The sequence below is a fragment of the Pseudomonas sp. LBUM1664 genome, assembly GCF_059695895.1.
This window is the reverse complement of the sequence record NZ_CP166791.1, coordinates 1100470-1124824: the sequence shown is the minus strand read 5'-3', so window position 1 is coordinate 1124824 and position 24355 is coordinate 1100470. Positions and strand designations below refer to the sequence as shown.

The 24355-nt window shown below is 60.8% G+C and carries 25 protein-coding genes and 1 riboswitch; of the genes, 10 read left to right on the top strand and 15 right to left on the bottom strand.

The window, feature by feature from the left end:
• Positions 1–121: 121 nt before the first annotated feature.
• The 4 genes from ACA047_RS05280 to ACA047_RS05265 form a co-directional block, all read right to left on the bottom strand.
• Positions 122–1486 (bottom strand): DUF1329 domain-containing protein, encoded by a 1365-nt coding sequence (locus ACA047_RS05280; protein WP_497357297.1) that lies wholly within the window; start codon positions 1484–1486, stop codon positions 122–124.
• 25 nt (positions 1487–1511) lie between these two features.
• A complete protein-coding gene (locus ACA047_RS05275) occupies positions 1512–3371 on the bottom strand; it encodes a DUF1302 domain-containing protein (RefSeq protein WP_497357295.1) in 1860 nt (619 codons plus the stop codon).
• A gap of 334 nt (positions 3372–3705) precedes the next feature.
• Entirely contained in the window at positions 3706–5388 is a 1683-nt protein-coding gene (locus ACA047_RS05270; protein WP_497357293.1) for a fatty acid--CoA ligase, read from the bottom strand.
• A 173-nt stretch (positions 5389–5561) separates the two neighbouring features.
• Positions 5562–6191 carry a LysE family translocator gene (locus tag ACA047_RS05265; protein WP_497357291.1) on the bottom strand — a complete coding sequence of 210 codons (630 nt, stop codon included), beginning with the start codon at positions 6189–6191 and terminating at the stop codon, positions 5562–5564.
• A gap of 155 nt (positions 6192–6346) precedes the next feature.
• On the opposite strand from ACA047_RS05265, the gene ACA047_RS05260 reads away from it, so the two are divergent.
• The 3 genes from ACA047_RS05260 (at position 6347) to ACA047_RS05250 (ending at position 9191) form a co-directional block, all read left to right on the top strand.
• A complete protein-coding gene (locus ACA047_RS05260) occupies positions 6347–7312 on the top strand; it encodes a 2-hydroxyacid dehydrogenase (protein ID WP_497357289.1) in 966 nt (321 codons plus the stop codon).
• A 33-nt stretch (positions 7313–7345) separates the two neighbouring features.
• Positions 7346–8344, top strand: a complete 999-nt coding sequence (locus ACA047_RS05255; RefSeq protein WP_497357287.1) for a methyltransferase — start codon at positions 7346–7348, stop codon at positions 8342–8344.
• Positions 8345–8394: 50 nt separating this feature from the next.
• A riboswitch (yybP-ykoY riboswitch) is annotated at positions 8395–8517 on the top strand.
• Positions 8518–8606: 89 nt separating this feature from the next.
• Positions 8607–9191, top strand: a complete 585-nt coding sequence (locus tag ACA047_RS05250) for a TMEM165/GDT1 family protein (protein ID WP_497357285.1) — start codon at positions 8607–8609, stop codon at positions 9189–9191.
• A gap of 139 nt (positions 9192–9330) precedes the next feature.
• On the opposite strand, the gene ACA047_RS05245 is transcribed toward ACA047_RS05250, so the two are convergent.
• The 4 genes from ACA047_RS05245 to ACA047_RS05230 all read right to left on the bottom strand — a co-directional run bounded on the left by ACA047_RS05245 (position 9331) and on the right by ACA047_RS05230 (position 11483).
• Entirely contained in the window at positions 9331–10146 is an 816-nt protein-coding gene (locus ACA047_RS05245) for a M48 family metallopeptidase (RefSeq protein ID WP_497357283.1), read from the bottom strand.
• Between the two features lie 223 nt (positions 10147–10369).
• Positions 10370–10993: an SOS response-associated peptidase gene (locus ACA047_RS05240; RefSeq protein WP_497357281.1), complete on the bottom strand. Its 624-nt coding sequence runs from the start codon at positions 10991–10993 to the stop codon at positions 10370–10372.
• A gap of 35 nt (positions 10994–11028) precedes the next feature.
• Entirely contained in the window at positions 11029–11289 is a 261-nt protein-coding gene (locus ACA047_RS05235) for a putative signal transducing protein (RefSeq protein ID WP_497357279.1), read from the bottom strand.
• 11 nt (positions 11290–11300) lie between these two features.
• Complete coding sequence (locus ACA047_RS05230; protein ID WP_497357277.1) at positions 11301–11483, bottom strand: CPXCG motif-containing cysteine-rich protein; 183 nt, start codon at positions 11481–11483, stop codon at positions 11301–11303.
• 138 nt (positions 11484–11621) lie between these two features.
• On the opposite strand from ACA047_RS05230, the gene ACA047_RS05225 reads away from it, so the two are divergent.
• Positions 11622–12788 carry a 1-acyl-sn-glycerol-3-phosphate acyltransferase gene (locus ACA047_RS05225; protein ID WP_497357275.1) on the top strand — a complete coding sequence of 389 codons (1167 nt, stop codon included), beginning with the start codon at positions 11622–11624 and terminating at the stop codon, positions 12786–12788.
• Positions 12789–13019: 231 nt separating this feature from the next.
• Here the strand turns inward: ACA047_RS05225 and ACA047_RS05220 are convergent, their stop codons facing one another.
• Positions 13020–13301 carry a hypothetical protein gene (locus tag ACA047_RS05220; RefSeq protein WP_497357273.1) on the bottom strand — a complete coding sequence of 94 codons (282 nt, stop codon included), beginning with the start codon at positions 13299–13301 and terminating at the stop codon, positions 13020–13022.
• A 202-nt stretch (positions 13302–13503) separates the two neighbouring features.
• Here ACA047_RS05220 and ACA047_RS05215 point away from each other — a divergent pair, with 202 nt between their 5' ends.
• Complete coding sequence (locus ACA047_RS05215; protein WP_025215433.1) at positions 13504–13710, top strand: hypothetical protein; 207 nt, start codon at positions 13504–13506, stop codon at positions 13708–13710.
• 83 nt (positions 13711–13793) lie between these two features.
• Here the strand turns inward: ACA047_RS05215 and ACA047_RS05210 are convergent, their stop codons facing one another.
• Positions 13794–14378 (bottom strand): YajG family lipoprotein, encoded by a 585-nt coding sequence (locus tag ACA047_RS05210; RefSeq protein WP_497357271.1) that lies wholly within the window; start codon positions 14376–14378, stop codon positions 13794–13796.
• Between the two features lie 205 nt (positions 14379–14583).
• On the opposite strand from ACA047_RS05210, the gene ACA047_RS05205 reads away from it, so the two are divergent.
• Together ACA047_RS05205 and mqo are read left to right on the top strand one after the other, a co-directional pair.
• Positions 14584–14817 carry a hypothetical protein gene (locus ACA047_RS05205; RefSeq protein ID WP_497357269.1) on the top strand — a complete coding sequence of 78 codons (234 nt, stop codon included), beginning with the start codon at positions 14584–14586 and terminating at the stop codon, positions 14815–14817.
• Positions 14818–15553: 736 nt separating this feature from the next.
• Complete coding sequence (gene mqo / locus ACA047_RS05200) at positions 15554–17062, top strand: malate dehydrogenase (quinone) (RefSeq protein ID WP_497357267.1); 1509 nt, start codon at positions 15554–15556, stop codon at positions 17060–17062.
• 116 nt (positions 17063–17178) lie between these two features.
• On the opposite strand, the gene ACA047_RS05195 is transcribed toward mqo, so the two are convergent.
• Positions 17179–17466, bottom strand: coding sequence for a PA4642 family protein (locus ACA047_RS05195; protein ID WP_497357265.1), 288 nt, complete (start codon positions 17464–17466; stop codon positions 17179–17181).
• Positions 17467–17527: 61 nt separating this feature from the next.
• Positions 17528–18013 carry a hypothetical protein gene (locus tag ACA047_RS05190; RefSeq protein WP_497357263.1) on the bottom strand — a complete coding sequence of 162 codons (486 nt, stop codon included), beginning with the start codon at positions 18011–18013 and terminating at the stop codon, positions 17528–17530.
• Between the two features lie 267 nt (positions 18014–18280).
• Here ACA047_RS05190 and dauA point away from each other — a divergent pair, with 267 nt between their 5' ends.
• On the top strand, positions 18281–20023 hold the full coding sequence (gene dauA / locus ACA047_RS05185) for a C4-dicarboxylic acid transporter DauA (RefSeq protein ID WP_497357261.1): 1743 nt from the start codon (positions 18281–18283) through the stop codon (positions 20021–20023).
• A gap of 26 nt (positions 20024–20049) precedes the next feature.
• On the opposite strand, the gene ACA047_RS05180 is transcribed toward dauA, so the two are convergent.
• Both ACA047_RS05180 and ACA047_RS05175 read right to left on the bottom strand, forming a co-directional pair.
• A complete protein-coding gene (locus ACA047_RS05180; protein WP_497357259.1) occupies positions 20050–20523 on the bottom strand; it encodes a WbuC family cupin fold metalloprotein in 474 nt (157 codons plus the stop codon).
• Positions 20524–20526: 3 nt separating this feature from the next.
• Complete coding sequence (locus tag ACA047_RS05175) at positions 20527–21084, bottom strand: hypoxanthine-guanine phosphoribosyltransferase (RefSeq protein WP_497357258.1); 558 nt, start codon at positions 21082–21084, stop codon at positions 20527–20529.
• Positions 21085–21260: 176 nt separating this feature from the next.
• On the opposite strand from ACA047_RS05175, the gene upp reads away from it, so the two are divergent.
• Together upp and ACA047_RS05165 are read left to right on the top strand one after the other, a co-directional pair.
• The gene (gene upp, locus ACA047_RS05170; protein WP_497357256.1) at positions 21261–21899 is read left to right on the top strand and encodes a uracil phosphoribosyltransferase; all 639 of its coding nucleotides are present in this window, start codon (positions 21261–21263) and stop codon (positions 21897–21899) included.
• Positions 21900–21901: 2 nt separating this feature from the next.
• Positions 21902–23176, top strand: a complete 1275-nt coding sequence (locus tag ACA047_RS05165) for a uracil-xanthine permease family protein (RefSeq protein ID WP_497357254.1) — start codon at positions 21902–21904, stop codon at positions 23174–23176.
• A gap of 142 nt (positions 23177–23318) precedes the next feature.
• Here the strand turns inward: ACA047_RS05165 and hemH are convergent, their stop codons facing one another.
• The gene (hemH, locus tag ACA047_RS05160; protein WP_497357252.1) at positions 23319–24344 is read right to left on the bottom strand and encodes a ferrochelatase; all 1026 of its coding nucleotides are present in this window, start codon (positions 24342–24344) and stop codon (positions 23319–23321) included.
• Positions 24345–24355 lie beyond the last annotated feature (11 nt).

The following is a 24355-nucleotide window of genomic DNA, read 5'->3' as shown; positions in this document are numbered from 1 at the left end:
GCTTTTTGTGGCGAGGGGATAAATCCCCTCGCCACAGGGTTCTGTTGCTGATCGAGCCAAAAATAAACGCCCCGAACCAGTCGGGGCGCTTATTCGAGGATGCGGCCTCAGGTAAAGCGGTTTAGCGAATGCCGTCCTGGCGCAGTGCGTTCGGAGTGAAGTCGGAGGTGGTGGCAGTAAAGCCGAAGTCGTAGGCCTGTTTCTCTTCGTTCTTCATGCCCAACGCCAGGTAGCGGCCGGACTGCAGGTCATAGAGGGTTTCCAGCGCGTACCACGGCACTTGCTTGTCGTAGTAGTTCTCGGCATGGGCCTCGGCAACGCGCCACAGTTGGCCGCGACCGTCGTAATGGTCGATCACCGCGGCTTGCCAGGTGTCTTCGTCGATGTAGAAGTCACGCTTGGCGTAGATGTGACGCTGGCCTTCCTTCAGGGTCGCGGTGACATGCCAGACACGACGCAGCTCGTAGCGAGTCAGGTCCTGGTTGATGTGGCCGGCCTTGATGATGTCGGCGTACTTGAGCAGCGGCGAATCGATCTTGTAGCTGTTGGCGGCAATGTACAGTTCTTTCTTGCCTTCCAGCTTCCAGTCGTAACGGTCCGGCGCACCGTTGTACATGTCCAGGTTGTCGGAGGTACGCAGGCCATCGGCAGCGGTACCCGGGCCATCATAGGACACCTGCGGTGCACGGCGCACACGGCGCTGGCCTGCGTTGTAGACCCAGGCCGAACGCGGCTCCTTCACCTGATCGAGGGTTTCGTGCACCAGCAGTACGCCACCGGCCAGACGCGCCGGCGCGGTCACTTGCTGCTTGAAGTAAAACAGGATGTTGCCAGGGTTGGCCGGATCGAAATCCTTCATCTTGTCGCGGAACACGAACTGATCCTTGAAATACACCAGGCTGTACGAACCGTTGGGCTGCGGCGTGGCCTGGGTCACCAGGCGGGTCACGCTGCCACCGCGATAGCGGGTGATGTGGTTCCAGATCACTTCCACGCCGCTCTGGGGGATGGGGAACGGCACGGCCGTCTCGAAGCTCTCCAGGCCGTTGCCGCCGGACACCAGCTTGGTGTTGACTGCGTTTTTCTTGATGGAGGCGAACACGTCATCCGGCACGGTGGCGCCGCGATGGGACGGGTAGACCGGCATCCTGAAGGTTTCCGGGTAGCGCTTGAACATCGCGTACTGGCCAGGCGCGAGCTTGTCCTTGTACTGGTCGACGTTCTGCGCGGTGATGGTGAACAGCGGTTTTTCACTGGCGAACGGGTCGGAAAGGAAACCCTTGCCGTCCACGGTGCCGGCGTTCTTGGCCAGGGGTTTCCAGGCCGGGATCGAACCGTCGGCATTGCCGGCCATTTCGGCGCCCATCGGCGTCAGGCTTTTGCCCAGTTTGTCGGCGTCGGCGGCAGGCACCGCCGCCATGACGCTGGCGGCCAGCAGGGATAGCCCCAAAACACCCGCCTGCAACAGACTCTTTGTTATTTTCATAGTGTGTCGTCCTGAAATACTGTGCTTAGAAGTTCACGCCGACGCTGAGCGCCAGGAAGTCTCGGTCGTCCACGGTGCTGTAGTCGCCACCAAAGTAGTTGGTATAGGCCAGGCTCGCGTTGTAGGTGTTCTGGTACTCGGCATCCACCCCGAGGCTGACGGCTTTACGGCCTTCCTCGAAGTTGGCGCCAGGGCCTGGCGAGTAGCCTTTGACGTCGTGGGACCAAGCCACGTTGGGCTTGAGGTTCACACCGGCGAAGACGTCCGGGTATTCCCAAATGGCGCGCGCGCGGTAGCCCCAGGAGGTGGCGGTGGTAAAGCCGTCGTTGTTGCAACTGGTGTTCAGGCCGCTGCTGTTGGCCAGGCCGGCACCTGATGCGGTCGATGTATTGAGCGTGTTACAGAAACCATTGGGCAGCTCGCCCGGACCGAACACCGGGTCACGGCCGTAGCGAGCCTCGGATTTGCTCTCCAGGCCACCCACGTGGGTGACACCGACTTCGCCCACCAGGGTCAGGCGGCTGGCGCCCATGACTTGATCCAGGAAGTGGGTGAAGGTGGTCTGGAATTGGGTGATTTCCTTGCGGCGATAGCCATGCAGGTCCTGGCCCGGGGAGCCCTGGAGCACCGATGCATTGCCATACCCGGTGAGGGGCGTCACGCCAGCATAGAGGATATCGGTGGTGCTCAGTTGCACAGGCGCGTTTGGACGATAGCTGATCTCACCGCTCCACGCCGTACCGGTAGGCAACGTTGTGGAGAAACTCAGGCCATAGAGGCGGATGTCTTCCGGGTACTCGACGAAGTAGCTCGAGTTGCCTGCCACGATCAGTGGCGCCAGTGCCGACCCTGCGACCGAGTTATAAACCGACTGCGCCGCACCGGTGGCGCTGAATATCGGCGCTCGGCTGTGGTAATTCATGAAGTAGGCACCGAATTCGGTGTCCAGCGGCTCGAACATGTACTTCAGGGACGCGCCCCACTGGCCGCTGTCGCGGGCATCGCGATCCGCGCCACGGCGTACCAGCACGCCTTCTTCGTTGATGTCGACGCCCTGGGCTTCCAGGATTGGCAACACCACGCCTGGAGCCGGCACGCTCGAGCGCTTGTACAGAACGCGCAGGTTGTCGTCGCAACCGTCGGAAATCACATCCGCCTGGGAGAAGAACGTACCGCAATTATCGGTAACGGTCTGGTCCCATTCCAACTGGTAGAACGCCTCAGCCGACAGGTTGTCGGTCAGGCTCTGGGACACGTAGAACATGTTGACCGGGATCAGGCCTTCCTTCACCTCGGCACCGGGACGACGAAACGCGGACACGTCGACCGGGTTGATGGAGTTGATACCACCCTGGATGAAGGTACTTTCACCCCAACTGACAACCTGTTTGCCCAGGCGGACCGAGCCCGGCTGATCGGCGATGTCGTAGTTGTGGTAGATGAATGCATCGAGAATCTGCCCGCCGGAAGACTTGGCGCCTTCCTTGCGATTGTTGTCGCTGATGTCCTTGAACTCACGGCTCTCGTCCTTGAGTTCAAAGTCGTACCAATACTTGCCGCGCACAAACACACCCGTGTCGCCGTACTTCAGTTCCAGGTCGTGGATGCCCTTGAAGATCTTCGAGAAGGTTTCGCCACGCTTGAAGTTCGCGTGACCGTCATCGGAGGTTTGCGACAGGCCCGAGCCTCCGTTGTTGGCGCCGATCAGGTCCTTGTTGGGGTTAGCTGTGGACCAGCTCGCGCCAACCGACAGGGCCGAGTCGAACTGGCCTTCGATTTCACCGATATTGAAACTGACGCCGAATGCTGGCCCGGCGAGCGAAGAGGCGAGACTGACCGCCAGAGGCAGTTTTGCCCGGCGCCAGAACGTGTTTGCTGAGGTCATCGACGCTACTCCATGTGCTTTATTGTTATGGCAGTGGGTATTTTCAAAGAACACTTCAACGGTAGGGAGCGGCAGCATCCCGGCACCCGTTAAAGTCGCGTCGCTCGATTCGTGCACGCGCCCCGTTCTTGAAAATCCTTGAGCGGACTATAGCCAGCAGGTAGTACGGCTTGATCCCTCTAAAGTGTGATTTGCAGCCTCTGACCACTCTGGAACAGTCCTTCGCCAGGCCGACAGGTGTCGACACGGCAAGGATGGCTGATATTTCAGGTTTGACAAGATCAAGCGCTTGCTTGGTGGGGCTGCCGTGCCGTTTCGGGCACGGCAAAAACGCTTAAAGCGTCGAAAGGAAGGTGCTGTTGTTGCTCTGCCATTCAGTGATGTCGACGCGGATGCGCTTCTTGTCGAGCTTGCCGACGCTGGTCTTGGGAATTTCCGTAACAAGGGCTATCTGGCTCGGGATTGCCCACTTGCTCAGGTGCCCCAGCTCCACGAACGGCTTGAGGTGTTCCTTGAGCTCACGAGCCCCGATCTGATGCCCTTCGCGAATCACCAGCAAGGCAAACGGCCGCTCCCCCCACTGCGGATCGGGAATGCCAACCACTGCTACTTCGCGTACCGCCACGTGACGGCTGATGAGGTCTTCCAGGTCCAGGGACGAGATCCATTCGCCACCGGTCTTGATCACATCCTTGATGCGGTCACGGATGTCGATCACGCCCATGCTGTCGAGCGTGGCGACATCGCCGGTGTGCAACCAGCCACCGGCCCAGAGCTCGGCGCCTTTGTGCGGTTCGTTGTAATAGCCCTCGGTGAGCCACGGCGCACGCAGCACCAGTTCGCCCTGGGTCTCGCCGTCGGCGGGCAGGAAATGGCCCTCGGGGTCGACAATCGCCGCCTCCACCAATGGTCCCGGCACGCCGGCCTTGATCCGGTAGGTGATGCGTTCGTCTTCGCTGCCGGCCATCAGTTCGTCGTTAAGGTGGGCGCAGGAAATCAGCGGGCCGGTTTCCGACATGCCGTAGGCAGCGGTGAGCTGGATGCCCTTGGCCTTGGCGGTTTCGTACAGGGTGCGGTTCAGGGCACTGCCGCCGATGACGATTTTCCAGCCACCAAAATCGGTGTCCTGGGCGCCCTTGGCGTTGAGGAGCATCTGCAGGATGGTCGGCACGCAATGGGAAAAGGTGACTTTCTCCTTGCGCCACAGTTGCACCAGGAATTCGGGGTCGTAACGGCCGGGGTAAACCTGCTTGAGCCCAAGCATGGTCGCCACGTACGGCAGGCCCCAGGCGTGGACATGGAACATCGGCGTGATCGGCATGTACACATCGTTGGTGCCTAGCAGCCGCACGCTGTCGATGGCGCCCATGATGGTGGCCACGCCCATGGTGTGCAGCACCAGTTGCCGATGGGTGAAGTACACGCCCTTGGGGTTGCCTGTGGTACCGGTGGTATAGAACATGGTGGCAACGGAGTTTTCGTCGAAATCCTGGAAGTCGTAGGCGGGGCTGGCGGCGGCCAGCAACTGCTCGTATTCGCCCACCAGGTTCGGCAGGTCAGCGGTTTTTTCCGGCAGGTCGGTCAGCAGCAGGGTCTTCTCCACCGTGGTCAGGTGCCCGGCAATCGCCTGGTACAAGCCGACGAACTCGCTGTTGACCAGTACAAAGCGGTCCTCGGCGTGGTTCATGGTGTAGAGGATCTGTTCCGGTGACAGACGCACGTTGATAGTGTGGATCACTGCGCCGATCATCGGAATCGCAAACATGCATTCCAGGTAGCGATGGCTGTCCCAGTCCATCACCGCCACGGTATCACCGGCCTTGACCCCTGCCTCGGTCAGCACATTGGCCAGCCGCGCGACCCGTTCGAGCAGCGTCGGATAGCTGTAGCGCAACTGGTCACGGTAAATGATCTCGCGGGTTTTCTCGTAACGCGCACCGGACATCAGCAGCCGCTTGATCAGCAGCGGGTATTGATAAGCGCCTTCGGCTGGAGGAATAACGCGAGTCTGCAACATAAGAGTCCCTTTTCTGACTTCACGGTCTTGGCTGGAGGTAAGCACTCTAGAGCGCTTATACACGGATCAAATCAGCCAAAGGAATGATTTAATCAGCAGGCAAATACTAGCCTTGAGCCATCCCCAGGGACTTATCGCAGCCTTCGCCAGCGCCTACAAAGGGACCGCGCCGATCAATGTATCTCGGTAAACGCCAGCTTCACACCAATGACGACGAGCACCGCGCCCATGGTCCGATCGAACCAGTGGCCCATGCGGGCAAAGCCGGCACGCACCCGTTGCTGGCTGAACAGCATCGCCACCAGGCAGAACCAGGCTGCCGTCGCAACCGCCAGGTACACCCCGTAACCGGCCTGGATCGCCAACGGCGTATGCGGGTTGATCACCACGGTGAACAGCGACAGGAAAAACAGCGTCGCCTTGGGGTTCAGGCCATTGGTGACGAAGCCCGAGGTGAACGCGCCGCGGGCAGTACGTTCGCCGGCCTCTTGGTGCAAATTGTCGGCGGCCGGCTTGGCCGGTTGCGCCCGCAGCGCCTTGAAGCCGATGTACAGCAGGTAGGCGGCGGCGGCCCATTTCAGGGCGTTGAACAGCACGATCGATTGGGACACGATCAGGCCGATGCCCAACAACGAATACCCGACGTGCAGGAAAATCGCCGTGCCAACCCCCAGCGCCGTCCAGGTCCCGGCGCGCCGGCCATGGGTCACGCTTTCGCGCACCACCACGGCAAAATCCGGCCCGGGGCTGGCAACGGCCAGCAGGTGGATCAGGGCGACGGTGAGGAATTCGGTGAGGTACATGAGGGCTCCTTGACTGACTCAATCTCAAAACAGACATCAACTTTGTGGCGAGGGGGCGGCATGACGCTGAAAATTGCGGGCAAGACCTTCAGAACAATTCATCTGATAGGCTCGCCACATTACGCCTTCGGTTCTTTACATAAAAGGTACAGCTGATGACGAACACTGGCCGCGCAGTTTTCCTCGACCACCCCTCCCTGGACCTCGGCGACCTGGACCTGGACCCGCTGCGCAACTGCTTCAGCGAACTGCAACTGTTCGCCCGGACCGCGCCGGATCAGGTGATCGAGCGGCTCAAGGGCGCCACCGTCGCGATCACCAACAAGATCGTGATCGATGCGGCCGCCATGGCCGCCAGCCCCGAACTGAAGCTGATCCTGATCAGCGCCACCGGCACCAACAACGTCGATCTGGCAGCGGCTCGTCATCACGGCATCACCGTATGCAATTGCCAAGGCTACGGTACGCCTTCGGTGGCCCAGCACACGATCATGCTGTTGCTGAACCTGGCAACGCGCCTGGCCGATTATCAAAAAGCGGTGGGCGAAGGGCGTTGGCAGCAGGCCTCTCAGTTCTGCCTGCTGGACTATCCCATCGTCGAACTGGAAGGCAAAACCCTGGGGTTACTGGGCCATGGCGAACTGGGCAGCGCCGTCGGGCGACTGGCCGAAGCCTTCGGCATGCGCGTGCTGCTGGGGCAGATTCCCGGGCGCCCTGCTCGTCCCGACCGCTTGCCGCTGGATCAGTTGTTGCCGCAAGTCGATGCCCTGACCTTGCACTGCCCGCTCAACGAGCACACCCGAAACTTCATCGGTGCCCGGGAACTGGCGCTGCTCAAACCCGGCGCCTTCGTGCTCAACACCGCACGCGGCGGGCTGATTGACGAGCAGGCCCTGGCCGATGCCTTGCGCAACGGCCACCTGGGCGGCGCCGCCATCGATGTGCTGAGCGTGGAGCCGCCGACCCAAGGCAACCCGCTGCTGGCCGCCGACATTCCCCGGCTGATCGTCACGCCCCACAACGCCTGGGGCAGTCGCGAGGCGCGGCAACGAATCGTGGGTCAAATGACGGAAAACGCCCAGGGCTTTTTCAGCGCTACAGCGCGGCGGGTCGTCAGTTGATAAACTGCCGCACTTTTTTTCAAGGAGCAGACCATGGATCCGCGCAGTGAAGTACTGCTTCGTCAGGCTGAGTTATTCCAGGGTTCGGTGTTGCTGGCCGGCCTGCCCGCCGACGATCTGCTCGGCCGCTTGCCCGAGGCCCATGGCTGGTGCTGGCACGCTGGCGATCAGGCCGCGCTGGACGCCCGTTTCCCCGAGCGCAGCCACTTTGGCGTGAACGTACCGCAGCGTGGGTTCGACACCGCCGTGGTGTTCCTGCCCAAGGCCAAGGACCTGACCGACTACATCCTCAATGCCGTGGCCTCGTGCCTGGCCGGTCGTGAGGTGTATCTGGTGGGTGAAAAACGAAGCGGCATCGAAGGCGCGTCCAAGCAGCTCAACCCGTTTGGCAAACCGCGCAAGCTCGACAGCGCGCGGCATTGCCAGCTGTGGCAGGTCACCGTGGCCAACGCCCCCGAGGCCACGCCACTGGAAAGCCTGGCCCAAACCTACGAGTTGCCACTGGCCGAAGGCCCGCTGCAGGTCATCAGTCTGCCGGGGGTGTTCAGTCACGGTCGCCTGGATCGCGGCAGTGCGCTGCTGCTTGAACACTTGGATAAACTGCCCAGCGGCCACTTGCTGGACTTCGGCTGCGGTGCCGGTGTGCTGGGGGCTGTGGTCAAGCGTCGCTATCCGCACAACACCGTCACGCTGCTGGATGTCGACGCCTTCGCCGCCGCGAGCAGTCGTCTGACCCTGGCCGCCAACGGCCTGGAAGCCGAGGTGCTGACCGGTGACGGTATCGACGCCGCGCCGATGGGTTTGAGCGCGATTCTGAGCAACCCGCCGTTCCATGTCGGCGTACACACCGATTACCACGCTACGGAGAACCTGCTGAGAAAAGCGGCCAAACATCTGAAAAACGGCGGCGAACTGCGCTTGGTGGCAAACAGTTTCCTCAAATACCAACCGCTGATCGAAGAGCATTTGGGCGTGTGCGCGATCAAGGCCGAAGGCCAGGGTTTTCGCATCTACCGGGCCAAGCGTGGCTGAAGCATTTTTAAAAAACAGCACTTGCCCAATCGGATTTGCCTAGGCAGAATCCGCTCCGTCCTAGGGGAGTAGTCTCCCACGAGCACCATGCTCGTCCGGCATACGTCAACATACTTGGTCAGCAGACCATGGCGTATGCGGCCCAAGCGTCCACGCAGATGGTCGCTGGGTTTGACAAGACCTATGACACGCACACCTTACCCGGGGCGGGAAGGCTGTACGTGTCATAGCCGTGTCGACCCGCCCCTCTAGGAATCACCTGATGCTGGACTCTTTCCTCGTACCTACCACGATCGTTGCCCTGGCCGAAATCGGCGACAAGACGCAATTGCTCGCGCTCATTCTTGCGGCTCGCTTTCGCAAACCCTGGCCAATCATCGCTGGCATTGTCGCCGCGACCCTGGCCAACCATGCGGCAGCCGGGGCGGTGGGCGCCTGGGTCGGTGGCTTTTTCTCGAATGCGGTCTTGCACTGGATTCTGGCAGCAAGCTTTACGGCCACGGCGCTGTGGACCCTGGTCCCGGACAAGCTGGATGACGAAGAAGCCAATACGGCCCGCAAGTTCGGACCGTTCCTGACCACGCTGATCGCCTTCTTCCTGGCGGAAATCGGTGACAAGACGCAGATCGCCACGGTGATGCTCGCCGCGCAATACCCGGAGTTGTGGTTGGTGATCATCGGGACCACCGTGGGCATGCTGATTGCCAACGTGCCGGTGGTATTGGCCGGCAATTTCGCCGCTGAGAAACTGCCCCTGACCCTGATCCGCCGCCTGGCTGCCTCGGCATTTTTCATCCTGGCGATCGTGGCGGTGTACAAGGCGATGCAGAGTAGCGGGTGGGTTTGATCCAGGCTCAGGTGCGCCATTGTGGCGAGGGAGCTTGCTCCCGCTCGGTTGCGCAGCAACCGCCATTCAGGCCTGCTGCGCAGTCCAGCGGGAGCAAGCTCCCTCGCCACAAAAAACAGCTTTTATTGCATGACGCGGGTTATTTCTTGGCCTGCTGATAAAGCGGCATCACTTTCGGAATCGCCGCCTGCAACGAGGTGATCCGGCTGCTCGACGACGGGTGGGTGCTCATGAATTCCGGTGGAGCCCCTTCCGATGCCTTGCTCATCTTGTTCCACAAGGTGATCGCGGCGTTCGGGTCGTAGCCGGCGCGGGCGGCCAGTTCCAGGCCGATCAAGTCGGCTTCGTTCTCGTTGCTGCGGCTGTTGGGCAGGGTCATGCCGTAGTTGGCCACGGTGTCGGCCAGTGCCAGGCTGTCCTGGCCCAGGCCTAACAAGGCACCTGCGCCCTGCTTGGCCATCTCGATGCCGTAGGCCTTGGACATCGCTTCACGGCCGTGCTCGCGCAGGGCGTGGGCGATTTCGTGGCCCAGGATCGCGGCGATTTCGTCATCGGTGAGCTTCAGCTTGTCCATCAGCCCGGTGTAGAAAATGATCTTGCCGCCGGGGCCGCAGTTGGCGTTGAGCTCATCGCTCTTGATCAGGTTCACTTCCCACTTCCACTGCGCCGAATCCGGGCGGAATATCGGGGCCTGGGCAATCAGCCGGTTGGAAATGGCCTGGATGCGCCTGGCATCGTTACTGGTCTTGTCCAGCACACCTTGGGTGCTCGCCTCGCCCACGGTCTTTTGATAGGACTGGGCGTACATCTGGTTGACCTCATCGGTCGACAACATGCTGAACATGTACTGCTTGCGCTCCACGCCCACGGCTCCGCCGCTGGTGGTGTTGACCGACTGGCAACCAGCAAGCAGCAGGCCCGCGCTCAGTACGCTCACCATCAATGTCTTGTTCATGTAAAAAGCTCCCTGGAAACGTGGGCGTATCCTAGGCGGACATTTGTATCGGCGCCAGATACAAATCGAGGGACTACAGTCTTTTCAGACACCTCCTATGCAGCCATTTGCGATACCCACGAAGCCAAGACAGCGCGGCCCAGGCCCTGGAGTCTATGAACACCCACGACCTGGTGTGAGAGCGGGCTTGCTCGCGAAGGGGCCAGAATAAACGCCACAACACTCAGGCCGGCGTCAGGCACTCCGGGCCATTGAGTTTCGGATCATTGACCATGTTGGCCAGCACCCGCTCGCGCAGTTGCGCCGGCTCGCTCGCCAGCAGCCCTTGCAGGACATGTAGCGGCGTTTCAGGGTCCAGCCACAACCGCTGCCCTTCTTCATCCAGAATCAACGGCCGACGCTGGCCCGCCGCCGGTTGGGTGATGACGGCGGTGCTCAGCCACACCTGTTCCTGCACCGGATAAGCCTCCCAAATCGCGGCAAAAAACAACGACGAGCCCTCACCCGGCGTCAGCCAGTAAGGGCGCTTACGGGTGCCACCGCGCCATTCGTAGAAACCGTTGGCCGGCAGCAGGCAGCGACGCAGGCGCAAGGCTTCACGAAACATCGGTTGCTCGGCCACGGTTTCGGCCCGGGCGTGGGCCGGGGTGCGGGACAGGTCGGTCAGCCACGGCGGCGTCAGCCCCCAGCGCGCCCGAGCCAGTTCGCGCTGGCCCTCGGCGCTAGCACGCAGCATCAGCACCGAATCGTTGGGCGAAATATTCCATTGGGCCTTCTGATCGGCGGGGAAGCCGGGCAAGGCCGCGAAGGCGGGGTTCCAGCGAAACAGGGCATAACGTCCACACATGGGGCAACACGACTCTTGTTCAAACGGCCGCCAGCCTAACAGACCAGGGTGCCGGGGTAGCTGTCCAGTTCATCACCGGGCATCGGCAGCGCGGCATTGTATGCGGCGATCAGCTCCCGGGCGTATTGCGCCTGGTCATCCTCTACCGCCAGCCCCAGCAGGCCATGCATCGGCAATTCCCCGGCACCGCCCAGCAGATCACGGCCCACCAGGTGCGCCGTGATGCCTTCGCTGGCGAGCATGCCTTGCAGCAACTCGCCTTCCATCAGGTTTTCCAGCTCGTAGATTCGCTGCATGGGCGCCCCCATCAATCGTTTTCGCTAAAGACCTCGAGATGCCACTCCTCACCGTGGACTTGCAGCACAAACTTTATGGGCTTGCAACAAACCTGACAGTCCTCGATATAGGTCTGATCGCCGCCGGACAGGTCCAGGCAAGTGTCAACCTCTTCACCACAGTACGGACAATCATACAGAGCGGTTTCCAGCATCGCGGTCTCCCAAGTGACTTGTGCGTATAATCGCCGGTCTATTTGCAGGGCTATTTTTGTCTGGCTTATTTTCCAGACCGTGCCCTGTCGGTTCTCGATCGAACTTTTACTTACCCTAGCCGTTTCCTACAAGAGAGCATGATGGGCGAATTCGATGCCATCCGACCTTACGACGACAGCGAAGTCCCAGCAGTGCTGGCACGGCTGCTCGGCGACAAGGCGTTTCTAGATATCCTCACCCACTTCCGCTTCCCGCGTCTGGCCGGTGCTTTCGGCTGGATGCTCAAACCTCTTATAGCGCAAAGGTTGCGTCGTGAGTTCGCCGGCGTGACGACCGTGGCCACGTTGCAGGACAAGGTGGAGCTCTACGTCGACCACACCATCGAGCGCGCCACCGATGGCGTGACGTACACCGGAGTGGAGCAATTCAAGTCCGGCAGTGCGTATGTGTTCATCGCCAATCACCGCGACATCGTGATGGACCCGGCCTTCGTCAACTATGCCGTGTACCACGCCGGTCTGCCGACCCCACGCATCGCCATTGGCGATAACCTGCTGCAAAAGCCTTTTGTCAGCGACCTGATGCGCCTGAACAAGAGCTTCATTGTGCATCGCTCCATCACCGGGCGACGGGAAAAAATGGCGGCGTACCAGTTGCTGTCGGCGTACATCAACCACTCGATCCGCAACGATTGCGCCTCCATCTGGATCGCCCAGGCCGAGGGTCGAGCCAAGGACGGTGACGACCGTACCGAATCGGCGATCCTCAAGATGTTCCACATGAGCCGCAAGGACGAGCCGTTTGGCGAAGTCATCCAGTCGCTGAACCTCACGCCGGTGTCGATCAGCTACGAATACGACCCCTGCGACCAGGCCAAGGCCCGCGAGTTGTACATCCGCGCCACCACCGGCACCTACACCAAGGCGCCGGGCGAGGATGACGTGAGCATCGCCACGGGCATTACCGGCTACAAGGGTCGGGTCCACGTGAACTTCGCCGCGCCGATCACCGAGTTGTTCGAGGACACCAAGCAATTGGCCCAGGAAATGGATCGGCAGATTCTCGGCGGCTATCGCCTGTTTCCCGTGCATTACCTGGCTTATGCCCAATGGGCCGACGCCGATCCGCTGTTACAGGTTCCGACGGCGGCCGAGGTGTTTGGTGCCGACGAACTGGCCAAGGCCGAGGAAGAATGGCAACGCCGGTTGGACGCTTGCCCGCAGGAACACCGACCGTTCCTGGTGCTGCAATATGCGACGCCGGTGCGTAATCAGTATCGGGTCAAGGCGGGGCTGGCGCTGTAAGGCAGCATTTGCGGGAGCGTGACACTCCCTGTGGCGGGGAGTTTGTTGTGGCGAGGGAGCTTGCTCCCGCTCGATTACGCAGCAATCGCCATCGGGCTGGCGGTTAAATAAGAGCTTTTGGTTGATCTTTCGAGGGGCTGCTTCGCAGCCCAGCGGGAGCAAGCTCCTTCGCCACAAAAGCGCCTGCCTCAACAAGCGCGTTTGCCACCACACACGGTCATGCCACAGCGATCAGAACTGCGTGCTGACCCACGACACCAGCAACGCCAGCGCGAGGCAGGCAAACCCGAACCGATAGAAAAACCGGTTCATGCGCTGGGTGGCCAGATCCAGCAGCGCTTCGAATCGTTCATTGCCATTGCCATTGCGCGCTTCAAGGCAGGCCCGCGCCCGTTGTTCACGACGGCGCGTGGCGTGCAGCACCCAGCCGCCAGGGCAGGCAAACAGCAACGCGAGCAGGTTGATCAGTTTGGCGGGGTGGGCAGAGAACAACGAAAGCAGATGCAGCGACATCACGAACCTCAAGCGAAAAACGGACAGGACGCGCCCGGGACCTACGAACACGACGCAGATTCTACCGAAAGCCCGCCGCCCTGCCCCGCTTTTTCCGACCAGTAACGATCCTGTTCCACACTGCCCGGTTAATTTCGCCCGTCACGGTTTCGTCATATGAACAGGCCACTCTGTCGCCCTTCAAACCTGCACGGAACCCGTCATGCTGCACGCCGAAAACCAGGATCGTCTCTATCTCATCAGCCCCAGCGAAGAACAACAGAACCTCGTCGGCAGCCTGTCCTTCAACGTACAGGATCGGCATTGGCTGGTGTATTGCGCCCTCGGCGGCCATCAACACGCCGATCTGCCCGAGACAGACCTGCTGACCGGGATCAGCGTGCTGGAGTTGTATTCGCAGGCGGCATAAAGGCCGCGCCCACAAAAAAGCCCGCCAATGCGGGCTTGATCGTTCCCAGATCAGCGCGTGGGAACGATCAACAGATCGAAACCTTACTCAGCCAGCACTTGACCAATGGTCGGGTCTTTGAACAACCGGGTCAGGGCATCGCTCAATACGTCGCTGACCAGCTTGGTGTTGGTGTCCTGGTTAGGCGCCATGCCGAAGCGCTGGTCCAGCGAAGCACCATAACGACCGCTGTAACGGCGGCTGGCGTTCTGCACGTCGGAACGGAACGTCGCGCCGATGGTGGCTTCGGTCACGTACATGCCTTCCTTGGGCGACTGGTACTTGAGCTCAGCCAGGGTGACGGTCAGTTGCGGCGCATTCATTGCGTTCGCGGTAGGGGTGAAACCCAGCAAACGCACGGCTGCTTCGGCCTGGGCCTGCAGCTTGGGCAGAATCTGCGCACCCTGTACCGTGATCACGCTGGTTTCCGGATACAGCCCACCCCGGGTGCCGAGCGTCGGCGACGGACGACCATCCACTACCCGCACCACCACCGGCTGGCCACGACCTACAGGCGCCAGTTGGGCATTGAGCTTGGGCTCCGGGTTAAGTTGTTGCGGGCTGTGGGCGCAGCCGACGAGGGTTAGACTGGCCACAGCGATCAAACCGAACAACAGGCGTTGCAACATGCTCTTCTCTCCAGAATCGGGCACAAACAGGCCGGCAGTATAGCGGTGCGCCATCGCCGTGAACTAGCGCCGCACGATGAATACTGAAATGTCTGACACGGGCCGTGATTACCGGTTCCTGTCACCCCATTGTCACGGTCCGTACACCGTCATGTCATGGCCGGCTGTCAGGCTAGTCACAAGCTCCCCGATCCGGTATCCGACCATGCGTTTTCTCATTTCCCTGTTCACCCCGCGCCCACATCATCGCAGCTTCGCCCTGCTGGACCGCAACGGCCGCTGCCAGGCGTTCAAACAGTGCAATCTGCAACCGATGGGCGAAGGCTGGGTGGAAATCGAAGAGATCCGTCTCAACTGGCTGCACCAGCCATTGCCCGCCAGCGCTCGCGTGAAACCGCTTCGCACTCGCTCACGTAGTCGGCAGCTGTTGGCCATCTGACCGGACGGCTAATAAAAGTCATTAAACACGACCATTTCCCTGCGTTTCTTCGATACAATCTCCCCCCGATTATAAGGACGTCTCCTGATCGGGCCTCGCAACACCGCTAATGCGCTTGTATTGGCACCCCGCATCGCCCACAGAGAGCCGCCCACACAGATCGAGTGAAGCTGGCGCACCTGCTGTTTCTGGGCAAATCACCACTTTTCGCGAATCTGCAGAGCTGTCATTACGCTCGGTCACTGAGCTGTCTGCCCGTTTTGCCTGTCATGTATTACATGGGGGCAACCAAACCGGGCGCGGTGCCAGGCTGGGACAGCCCTTTTTTGAGGTTCACGTCTTCAAAAGAGCGTGAAAAAACGGGTTTTCACAACTTCACGAGAGTGTGGCGAGCAAATGAAGAGTTTTGCGTCTGAACAAGCACCATTAGCGTCTGAAACAGCCCAACGACACAGGACCGGATATCGCTCAAGAACCGGCGCCTGAAGCCTGTCCGCTACGGATTTGGTTGCACGAACGGATGTCTCGGCCATAAGTCGAATTGCCCGCCCGTCGCTTAAATGAGTTCATGTGACTCTTGAGGCCAGGCTGCATGCATCCGTAGTAGTTGCAAAAAATTGCGAAGATTCGGACATGGCGATCCTGGCCACGGGTACCTGGGGCGCAACTGACCTGCCCCGCCAATCCTGGCCGCTATGCCGACAATTTGGTGCTGCAGATTTTGGAGACGCGTTAAATGGCGCATAAAGAAGCAGTCGATGTAGTTCTGGTAGGGGCCGGCATCATGAGTGCCACCCTGGCCGTTCTGCTCAAAGAGCTCGACCCCGCGATCTCGCTGGAAGTCGTCGAGCTGATGGATTCCGGTGCCGCGGAGAGTTCCAACCCGTGGAACAACGCCGGTACCGGCCACGCCGGTCTGTGTGAGCTGAACTACACGCCTCAGGCAGCCGATGGCAATGTCGACATCAAGAAAGCCGTGCACATCAACACCCAGTTCGAGGTGTCGAAGCAGTTCTGGACCTACCTGACCAAAAAAGGCACGTTCGGCTCATCCAAATCCTTCATTGCCCCGGTGCCACACCTGAGCTTCGTGCAGGGTGAGAAAGGCGTTTCGTTCCTGAAGAAGCGCTTTGAGCTGATGCACCAGCATCACGCCTTCGCCGACATGGAATACACCGAAGACAAGGCCCTGATGGCCGAGTGGATGCCCCTGATGATGCCAGGCCGGCCGACTGACGAAGTCGTCGCCGCCACCCGCGTCATGAACGGCACCGACGTCAACTTCGGCGCCCTGACCAATCAGTTGCTCCAGCACTTGGGTAGCGCCCCGGACACCCAGATCAAATACTGCAAGCGCGTCACCGGCCTCAAGCGCAACGGCAGTGGCTGGACCGTGAGCATCAAGGACGTCAATTCCGGCAGCAGCCGCGAAGTCGACGCCAAATTTGTGTTCCTGGGCGCCGGCGGCGCGGCGCTGCCGCTGCTGCAAGCCTCGGGCATCGAAGAAAGCAAGGGCTTCGGCGGCTTCCCGGTCAGCGGCCAGTGGCTGCGTTGCGACAACCCCGAAGTGGTCAAGCATCACCAGGCCAAGGTCTACAGCCAGGCCGCGGTGGGCTCGCCACCAATGTCCGTGCCACACCTGGACACCCGCGTGGTCGACGGCAAGAAATCCCTACTGTTCGGGCCATACGCCGGTTTCACCACCAAGTTCCTCAAGCACGGCTCGCTCATGGACCTGCCGCTGTCGGTACGCGCCGGCAACATCGGCCCGATGCTGGCCGTGGCCCGGGACAACATGGACCTGACCAAGTACCTGATCAGCGAAGTGATGCAGTCCATGGAGCAACGCCTGGAATCCCTGCGTCGTTTCTACCCCGAGGCGAAAGCCGAGGACTGGCGCCTGGAAGTGGCCGGCCAACGGGTACAGATCATCAAGAAAGACCCGAAAAAAGGCGGCGTCCTGCAGTTCGGTACCGAACTGGTAGCGGCCAAGGACGGCACCCTCGCCGCCCTGCTCGGCGCCTCGCCAGGCGCTTCGGTGACCGTTTCGATCATGCTGGACCTGATCGAACGCTGCTTCCCGGACAAAGCCAAGGGTGAGTGGGCTGCCAAGCTGGCGGAAATCTTCCCGGCTCGGGAAAAAGTGCTGGAAACCGACGCGGCGCTGTATCGCAAGATCAATGCGCAGAACAACGTTGCGCTGGAACTGGTTGAAGAAAGCAACGAGACCCAAAGCTACGCTTGATTCAGCCGCCTAAAAAAACGCCCCGCTCTTTCTGAGAGCGGGGCGTTTTTTATGGGAGAGGCTTTCGTGGCGAGGGAGCTTGCTTCCGCTGGCCTGCGAAGCAGGCCCAGGATCAATCAGCCACGCGCCTTATTGATCAACTCAATGTATTCCTCGGCATTACGCTGATCCTGGATCAACGCAACAAAATCGTTACCGTGTTCATCCTTGCCGTTGAGGTCGTAACCGGCTTCGACGAAGAACGTCAGGAACCGCTCGAAGTCGTCGACCCGCAGGCCACGGTAGGCCTTGATCAGTTTGTGCAGCGACGGCGAAGTGGCATCGACCGGTTTGAAATTGAGGAACAGCTTGATCTGTTCATCGCCAATCTCGTCACCAATCACTTGTTTCTTGTCTTTACGCATTGCCGGCTCCAGCTCGCACAGTTCACGGGGCGGGCAGTTTACCCCCGGCAGGCCTCGGGGCTCAACGCGAGCGTTCGGCGCCGGTGTGCAGGTCGGCCCAGATATGGCCGTTGGCGTAGCTGAGGAACTGCACGTACACCGTATTATTGCGCAATAGATCGATGACCACCCGGTACTGAGCCTGGGGATAAGACAGCGTCAGGGTCTTGCTGGCTTCGTCGAAAACCGGCTTCTTCAGGCTTTTGCTTTCGATGTCGAAGTTAAGGATCACCTGATTGAGGGTGGCGCCTTTATTCATGGGCTTGCCCTTGAGGCGCACCAGCAGCGGTGAAGTGACGGGGATCGGCTGCTGGTTGGACTGACGCTGATTGCCCAGTACCACCGAATACTCGGTGACCTGCAGTAACTGCTGCTGTTCGGGCGCTTCCTGACGCAACACCAGGTCATCGGGCGGCAGGAACTGGCTGTGCATCGGCGCAGCAACGGCCGCCAGGGGCAGGCTGGACATCAGCAGCAGAGCAGCGCAACGACGGATCGATACAGTCATGACAGGCTCCAGGGTCTTGGCCCGGCACTCTAGCATGAGCACCGACGGTAAAAATAAACGATCTGGTCAATACTTCCGAGCCTCGGGCGCGGCATACTCAAAGGGCCATCCGCCTTGCCTACCAGCGTATGCTTTGTGGCGAGGGAGCTTGCTCCCGCTGGGTTGCGCAGCAACCCCTGAATTTGCGAGTGCTACGCACTCGAGCGGGAGCAAGCTCCCTCGCCACAGGTTAAGTATCTACCCCGACCCTTCACGCGTGGAGTGCCTATGTCCTTCTCCGCCCCACCCTTATTCGCTGCCTGGCGTCAGGCCTGGCGCTCCGGCTACACCATTGAGCGCCTGCGTGGCGATCTCGTGGCGGGGCTGACCGTCGGCATCATCGCCATCCCCTTGGCCATGGCCCTGGCAATCGCCGTCGGCGTGCCGCCTCAACACGGCTTGTACACGGTGCTGGTGGCCGCCCCCCTGATCGCCCTCACCGGCGGCTCGCGTTTCAACGTGAGCGGGCCGACGGCGGCGTTCGTGGTGATCCTGCTGCCCATCACCCAGCAATACGGCCTGGGTGGCCTGCTGCTGTGCACGATGCTCGCCGGCCTGATTCTGATCGCCCTGGGGCTGATGCGGGCCGGGCGGTTGATCCAATACATTCCCTATCCCGTCATCCTCGGTTTCACTGCCGGGATCGGCGTGGTCATCGCCACCTTGCAACTCAAAGACCTGCTGGGCCTGACCACCGCAGGCCAAGCCCGACATTACATCGAACAGTTGGGCGAGTTGATCATGGCACTGCCCAGCGCCCACCTCGGCGACGGCCTGATCGGCATCACATGCCTGGCGGTATTGATCGTCTGGCCGCGCTGGGTGCCGCGCATTCCCGGGCATCTGGTTGCGTTGCTGGTCGGGGCGCTGCTGGGGCTGGCAATGGAGCATGGCGGATGGCCGATTGCGACATTGGGTGAGCGCTTCAGTTACGTCGTCGATGGCATCAGCTACCCCGGCATCCCACCGTTTTTGCCGAGCTTCGACTGGCCATGGAATTTGCCGGACGGCCAGGGTCAGCCCTTGACTCTTTCCTATGACCTGATCCGCCAATTGCTGGCGCCTGCCTTCGCTATCGCCATGCTTGGCGCCATCGAGTCGCTGTTGTGCGCAGTGGTGGCGGACGGCATGACCGGCAGCAAACACGACCCCAACGCCGAATTGATAGGCCAGGGCCTGGGCAATCTGGTGGCGCCGCTGTTCGGCGGCATCACCGCCACCGCAGCCATCGCCCGCAGCGCCACCAATGTACGCAGCGGCGCTTCTTCACCGCTGGCTGCGATCATTCACAGCCTGGTGGTGCTGGTGGCGATTGTGCTGCTGGCGCCGCTGTTCAGCTACCTGCCCATGGCGGCACTGGCGGCGCTGCTGGTGATGGTGGCCTGGAACATGAGCGAAGCCGGGCACGTGCTGCACACCTTGCGCATCGCCCCGCGCAGCGACGTGCTGGTGCTGCTGACCTGCCTGAGCCTGACCGTGCTGTTCGACATGGTCATGGCCGTCGCCGTCGGCCTGCTGCTGGCCGCCGGGCTGTTCATCAAGCGCATGAGCGAGCTGACCGACAGCGCCGAACTGCCACGCCACTTTCATCAAGCGTTGCTAGACATGCCCGAGCATGTTCGCTGCTATGGGATTCGTGGGCCGCTGTTTTTCGGCGCGGCAGAAAAAGCCCTGGATGTGCTGCGCAAGTTCGATCCGGGGATTCGAGTGGTGGTGGTGGAAATGAGCGCCGTGCCGATGCTCGACATGACCGCGCTGGCCGCTTTTGAAAACATCCTGAAGGACTACCGCAAGCAGGGCATCGGCCTGATTCTGGTGGCGACCGCGCCACGGGTAAGGCTGAAGTTGCGCCGTGCCGGCATTCATCGCGAGCAGCGCCAACTGGCCTATGTGCAAACCCTGGAACAGGCGCGGATCAAAAGCGAGCAATGGCTCGCTGCCGATAGCACTGCCCATTCAAGACGTGTTTGATCCGTGGTGAGCGGGCTTGCTCGCGCTCAGTCGAACTGGGCGCGCATCCAGGCCAGGTACTCTGCCCCACCGACCTCGCCTTCACGGGGCGCCCAGTGAGCCAGTTCACCTTCACCCACAGGCCGGTAGGGACCGGCCTTGCATTCGAACATCATACTGTCGGCTTCCAACACCACCAAGCTGTGATACATCCCCGCCGGCAGGTCGACACCGAGGCAATCGCCGCCGGCCTGCAGGATGCGCTTGTCCACCAACGTACCGGCTTCGTCAAAAACCAACACACCGAGCCGGCCCTTGAGCACCAGCAGCGTTTCAGCCTTGTCGGCATCCAGATGGCGATGCGGCGGTATGTAAGTGCAGGGCTGCAAGCCAACCACCATGCGATGGCAGGGCTCGTGCATCTGATGAAACGTATGGTGTTGCCGCCCGCGAGGGCTGGCCGTGGCTTTCTCGGCCAATTCATCGAACAGTGCTTGATCCAGAAAGCCCGGCCGGGTCATTGATTACATGCCTTTGACGGCAAAAATACCGTTGGCGTTGCGCCAGTAACCTTTGTAATCCATACCGTAGCCAAAGATGTAGCGGTCGATGCACGGCAGACCAACGAAGTCGGCCTTCAGGTCAGGACGGGCCTTGCGGTCGTGGTCCTTGTCGATCAGCACAGCGGTGTGCACTGCTCGGGCGCCGGCGTGTTTGCAGAAGTCGATGATGGCGCCCAGGGTATGACCTTCGTCGAGGATGTCGTCGATGATCAGCACGTCGCGGTCGATGAACGAAACTTCCGGCTTGGCTTTCCAGAACAGGTCGCCGCCGCTGGTTTCGTTGCGATAACGGGTGGCGTGCAGGTAGGACGCTTCCAATGGGAAGTTCAGATAGGTCAGCAGCTTGCCGGAGAAAATCAGCCCGCCGTTCATGACGCAGAACACCACCGGGTTGGTATCGGCCAGTTGATCGTTGATTTGCGCACCGACACGGGCGATGGCCGCTTCGACTTCGGCGTCGGTGTACAGGCAGTCAGCCTCTCGCATGATTTGACGGATATGCTCGAGATCAGCGGACATGGCGCTCTCCAAGGGAAGTTGAGGGGAGGGACGGGTTCGGAAAAACGGGCAAAGGTACGCATCCCGCCCGGCCAGATCAAGCGTTTGTGGACTAACGTTCTGTATTGTCTATAGGACAACACCCTCGGATAGATTAATCTAGGCCGGTTTTTTTGCCCGCCGCCGGAGCCTTCACCATGCCCATTCTCGAGATCCGCCATCCGCTGATCAGACACAAACTCGGCCTGATGCGCCGCGCCGACATTAGCACAAAGAACTTCCGCGAGCTCGCCCAGGAAGTCGGAGCACTGCTCACCTACGAAGCCACCAAAGACCTGCCGCTGGAATCCTATGAAATCGACGGCTGGGCCGGAACGGTCCAAGTGGAAAAAATCGCTGGCAAGAAGATCACCGTGGTGCCGATCCTGCGCGCCGGCATCGGCATGCTCGAAGGCGTGCTGAGCCTGATCCCGGGGGCCAAGGTCAGCGCCGTGGGCGTGGCTCGCAACGAACAGACCCTGCAGGCTCACACCTACCTGGAAAAACTGGTGCCGGAAATCGACGAGCGCCTGGCAATGATCATCGACCCGATGCTCGCCACCGGCAGCTCGATGGTCGCCACCATCGACCTGCTGAAAAAGGCCGGTTGCCGGGACATCCGCGCCATGGTGCTGGTGGCTGCCCCGGAAGGCATCAAGGCCGTGCATGACGCTCACCCTGACGTCACCATTTACACCGCTTCCATCGATGAGAAACTCAACGAGCACGGCTACATCATCCCGGGCCTGGGCGATGCCGGCGACAAGATCTTCGGCACCAAGCAGAAGGACGCTTGAGCATGCAGGATGAGTTCAACGATCCGCTCTGGCGCCAGGTGCTGTCCGGCGCACAGATGCTGTTCGTCGCCTTCGGCGCGCTGGTATTGATGCCGCTGATCACCGGGCTGGACCCCAACGTAGCGCTGTTCACCGCAGGCCTGGGGACGCTCCTGTTCCAGATCGTTACCGGGCGTCAGGTGCCGGTGTTCCTGGCGTCGAGCTTTGCGTTCATCACCCCGATCATTCTCGCCAAAGGCCAGTTCGGCCTGGCAGCGACCATGGGCGGCGTGATGGCGGCCGGTTTCGTCTATACGTTCCTGGGCCTGGCAGTGAAGATCAAAGGCACTGGGTTCATCGACCGGCTGCTGCCGCCGGTGGTCATTGGCCCGGTGATCATTTCCATCGGTCTGGCGATGGCGCCGATTGCCGCCAACATGGCGATGGGCAAGGCCGGCGACGGCACTGAGCTGATTCATTATCAAACGGCGATGCTGATTTCGATGCCAGCCTTGCTTACCACCCTGATCGTCGCGGTGTTCGGCAAAGGCATTTTCCGCCTGGTGCCGATCATTTCCGGCGTGCTGGTGGGGTTTGCCATGGCGTTTTTCTTCGGTGTCGTGGATACCGCCAAAATCGCCGCCGCCCCCTGGTTCGCCTTGCCAAACTTCACCGCACCGGAGTTCAACTGGCAGGCGATCCTATTCATCGTGCCGGTGGCCCTGGCACCGGCCATCGAACACATCGGCGGTGTGATTGCCGTGGGTAGCGTGACCGGTCGCGACTACCTGAAAAAACCCGGACTGCACCGCACCCTGCTCGGCGATGGCATCGCCACCACCGCAGCCGGCCTGTTCGGTGGCCCACCCAACACCACCTACGCCGAAGTCACTGGCGCGGTGATGCTGACCAAGAACTACAACCCGAAAATCATGACCTGGGCGGCGATCTTCGCCATCAGCCTGGCGTTCATCGGCAAGTTCGGCGCATTGCTGCAAAGCATCCCGGTGCCGGTGATGGGCGGGATTCTGTGCCTGTTGTTCGGCTCGATCGCGGCAGTGGGCATGAACACGCTGATCCGCCACAAGATCGACCTGGGGGAAGCGCGCAACCTGGTGATCGTTTCGGTGACGCTGGTGTTCGGCATCGGCGGTGTGCTGGTGGGCACCGGCACCGGCCCGGACGACTTCGGCCTCAAAGGCATCGCGCTGTGCGCGGTGGTGGCGATAGCGCTGAACCTGATCCTGCCGGGCAATGACAGTTGGAAGCAGGAGAAGGCGGATGAACCGCGGATCTGACTCAAGTTTGAGGTTTTTGTTGTCAGTCAGATAGCTATCGCGAGCAGGCTCGCTCCCACAGGGGGATCTGTTGTGGACACAAATTTTGTGACCACTCGAGATCCACTGTGGGAGCGAGCCTGCTCGCGATTGGCCCTTGAATTTATAGAGCTATGGGCGCCCGTTCACATAGAGTGCTCAATGCCTCGGCCCACTGCGGCGCGTCATTGAGACACGGCACCAGCACCAGCTCCTCGCCTCCCGCCTCGCGGAACTGCTCGCGCCCGCGGTCACCGATTTCTTCCAGGGTTTCGATGCAATCGGCCACGAACGCCGGGCACATCACCAGCACTTTCTTCACGCCGCTTTTGGCCAGTTCGTCCAGGCGCGCTTCGGTGTAGGGTTCGATCCACTTGGCACGGCCCAGCCGCGACTGGAACGACACCGACCATTTGCCATCCACCAGCCCCATGCGCTGGGCGAACAGTTCGGCGGTGCGAATGCATTGAGCGCGGTAACAAGTGGCCATGACCTCTGGCGGCGCGTTCTTGCAGCAATTGGCATCCTCGAAACAATGGAACCCCGTGGGATCGAGCTTGGTCAGGTGCCGTTCCGGCAAGCCGTGGAAACTCAGCAACAGATGATCGTAATCCTGCACCAGATACGGCTTGGCGCTGGCAACCAGGGCATCGAGGTATTCCGGCTGATCATAGAACGGCTGGAGAATTGAAAACTGCACATTGAGCTTCTTATCCCGCACCACTCGCTTGGCTTCTTCGATCACCGTGGTCACGGTGCTGTCAGCGAACTGCGGGTACAACGGCGCCAACGTGATCTTCCTATGGCCCTGGCTCGCCAGGCGCACCAGTGTCGATTCAATGGACGGCTCGCCATAACGCATCGCCAACTCCACCGGGCCCTGGGTCCATTGCGCGGTCATCGCCTGCTGCAGTCGACGGCTGAGCACCACCAGCGGTGATCCCTCCTCCCACCAGATCGACGCATAAGCGTGGGCCGATTGCTCGGGCCGCTTGATCAGGATCAGCGACACCAGTAACCGCCGCGCCGGCCAGGGCAGATCGATGACGTACGGGTCCATCAGGAATTGATTGAGGTAGCGGCGCACATCGGCCACCGAGGTGGAAGCAGGCGAACCCAGATTCACCAGAAGCAACGCGTGATCGGTCATGCAACGTCCTA

What these genes read in the sequence shown, in the direction of transcription:
- upp (WP_497357256.1), top strand. Translation starts at nt 21,261, where the DNA reads ATGCCCATTCTCGAGATCCGCCATCCGCTGATCAGACACAAACTCGGC.
- ACA047_RS05265 (WP_497357291.1), bottom strand. Translation starts at nt 6,191, where the DNA reads ATGTACCTCACCGAATTCCTCACCGTCGCCCTGATCCACCTGCTGGCC.
- ACA047_RS05180 (WP_497357259.1), bottom strand. Translation starts at nt 20,523, where the DNA reads ATGACCCGGCCGGGCTTTCTGGATCAAGCACTGTTCGATGAATTGGCC.
- ACA047_RS05165 (WP_497357254.1), top strand. Translation starts at nt 21,902, where the DNA reads ATGCAGGATGAGTTCAACGATCCGCTCTGGCGCCAGGTGCTGTCCGGC.
- ACA047_RS05245 (WP_497357283.1), bottom strand. Translation starts at nt 10,146, where the DNA reads ATGAACAAGACATTGATGGTGAGCGTACTGAGCGCGGGCCTGCTGCTT.
- ACA047_RS05205 (WP_497357269.1), top strand. Translation starts at nt 14,584, where the DNA reads ATGCGTTTTCTCATTTCCCTGTTCACCCCGCGCCCACATCATCGCAGC.
- ACA047_RS05195 (WP_497357265.1), bottom strand. Translation starts at nt 17,466, where the DNA reads ATGCGTAAAGACAAGAAACAAGTGATTGGTGACGAGATTGGCGATGAA.
- ACA047_RS05235 (WP_497357279.1), bottom strand. Translation starts at nt 11,289, where the DNA reads ATGCAGCGAATCTACGAGCTGGAAAACCTGATGGAAGGCGAGTTGCTG.
- ACA047_RS05215 (WP_025215433.1), top strand. Translation starts at nt 13,504, where the DNA reads ATGCTGCACGCCGAAAACCAGGATCGTCTCTATCTCATCAGCCCCAGC.
- ACA047_RS05190 (WP_497357263.1), bottom strand. Translation starts at nt 18,013, where the DNA reads ATGACTGTATCGATCCGTCGTTGCGCTGCTCTGCTGCTGATGTCCAGC.
- ACA047_RS05260 (WP_497357289.1), top strand. Translation starts at nt 6,347, where the DNA reads ATGACGAACACTGGCCGCGCAGTTTTCCTCGACCACCCCTCCCTGGAC.
- ACA047_RS05250 (WP_497357285.1), top strand. Translation starts at nt 8,607, where the DNA reads ATGCTGGACTCTTTCCTCGTACCTACCACGATCGTTGCCCTGGCCGAA.
- hemH (WP_497357252.1), bottom strand. Translation starts at nt 24,344, where the DNA reads ATGACCGATCACGCGTTGCTTCTGGTGAATCTGGGTTCGCCTGCTTCC.
- ACA047_RS05175 (WP_497357258.1), bottom strand. Translation starts at nt 21,084, where the DNA reads ATGTCCGCTGATCTCGAGCATATCCGTCAAATCATGCGAGAGGCTGAC.
- ACA047_RS05240 (WP_497357281.1), bottom strand. Translation starts at nt 10,993, where the DNA reads ATGTGTGGACGTTATGCCCTGTTTCGCTGGAACCCCGCCTTCGCGGCC.
- dauA (WP_497357261.1), top strand. Translation starts at nt 18,281, where the DNA reads ATGTCCTTCTCCGCCCCACCCTTATTCGCTGCCTGGCGTCAGGCCTGG.
- ACA047_RS05220 (WP_497357273.1), bottom strand. Translation starts at nt 13,301, where the DNA reads ATGTCGCTGCATCTGCTTTCGTTGTTCTCTGCCCACCCCGCCAAACTG.
- ACA047_RS05270 (WP_497357293.1), bottom strand. Translation starts at nt 5,388, where the DNA reads ATGTTGCAGACTCGCGTTATTCCTCCAGCCGAAGGCGCTTATCAATAC.
- ACA047_RS05230 (WP_497357277.1), bottom strand. Translation starts at nt 11,483, where the DNA reads ATGCTGGAAACCGCTCTGTATGATTGTCCGTACTGTGGTGAAGAGGTT.
- ACA047_RS05225 (WP_497357275.1), top strand. Translation starts at nt 11,622, where the DNA reads ATGATGGGCGAATTCGATGCCATCCGACCTTACGACGACAGCGAAGTC.
- ACA047_RS05275 (WP_497357295.1), bottom strand. Translation starts at nt 3,371, where the DNA reads ATGACCTCAGCAAACACGTTCTGGCGCCGGGCAAAACTGCCTCTGGCG.
- mqo (WP_497357267.1), top strand. Translation starts at nt 15,554, where the DNA reads ATGGCGCATAAAGAAGCAGTCGATGTAGTTCTGGTAGGGGCCGGCATC.
- ACA047_RS05255 (WP_497357287.1), top strand. Translation starts at nt 7,346, where the DNA reads ATGGATCCGCGCAGTGAAGTACTGCTTCGTCAGGCTGAGTTATTCCAG.
- ACA047_RS05210 (WP_497357271.1), bottom strand. Translation starts at nt 14,378, where the DNA reads ATGTTGCAACGCCTGTTGTTCGGTTTGATCGCTGTGGCCAGTCTAACC.
- ACA047_RS05280 (WP_497357297.1), bottom strand. Translation starts at nt 1,486, where the DNA reads ATGAAAATAACAAAGAGTCTGTTGCAGGCGGGTGTTTTGGGGCTATCC.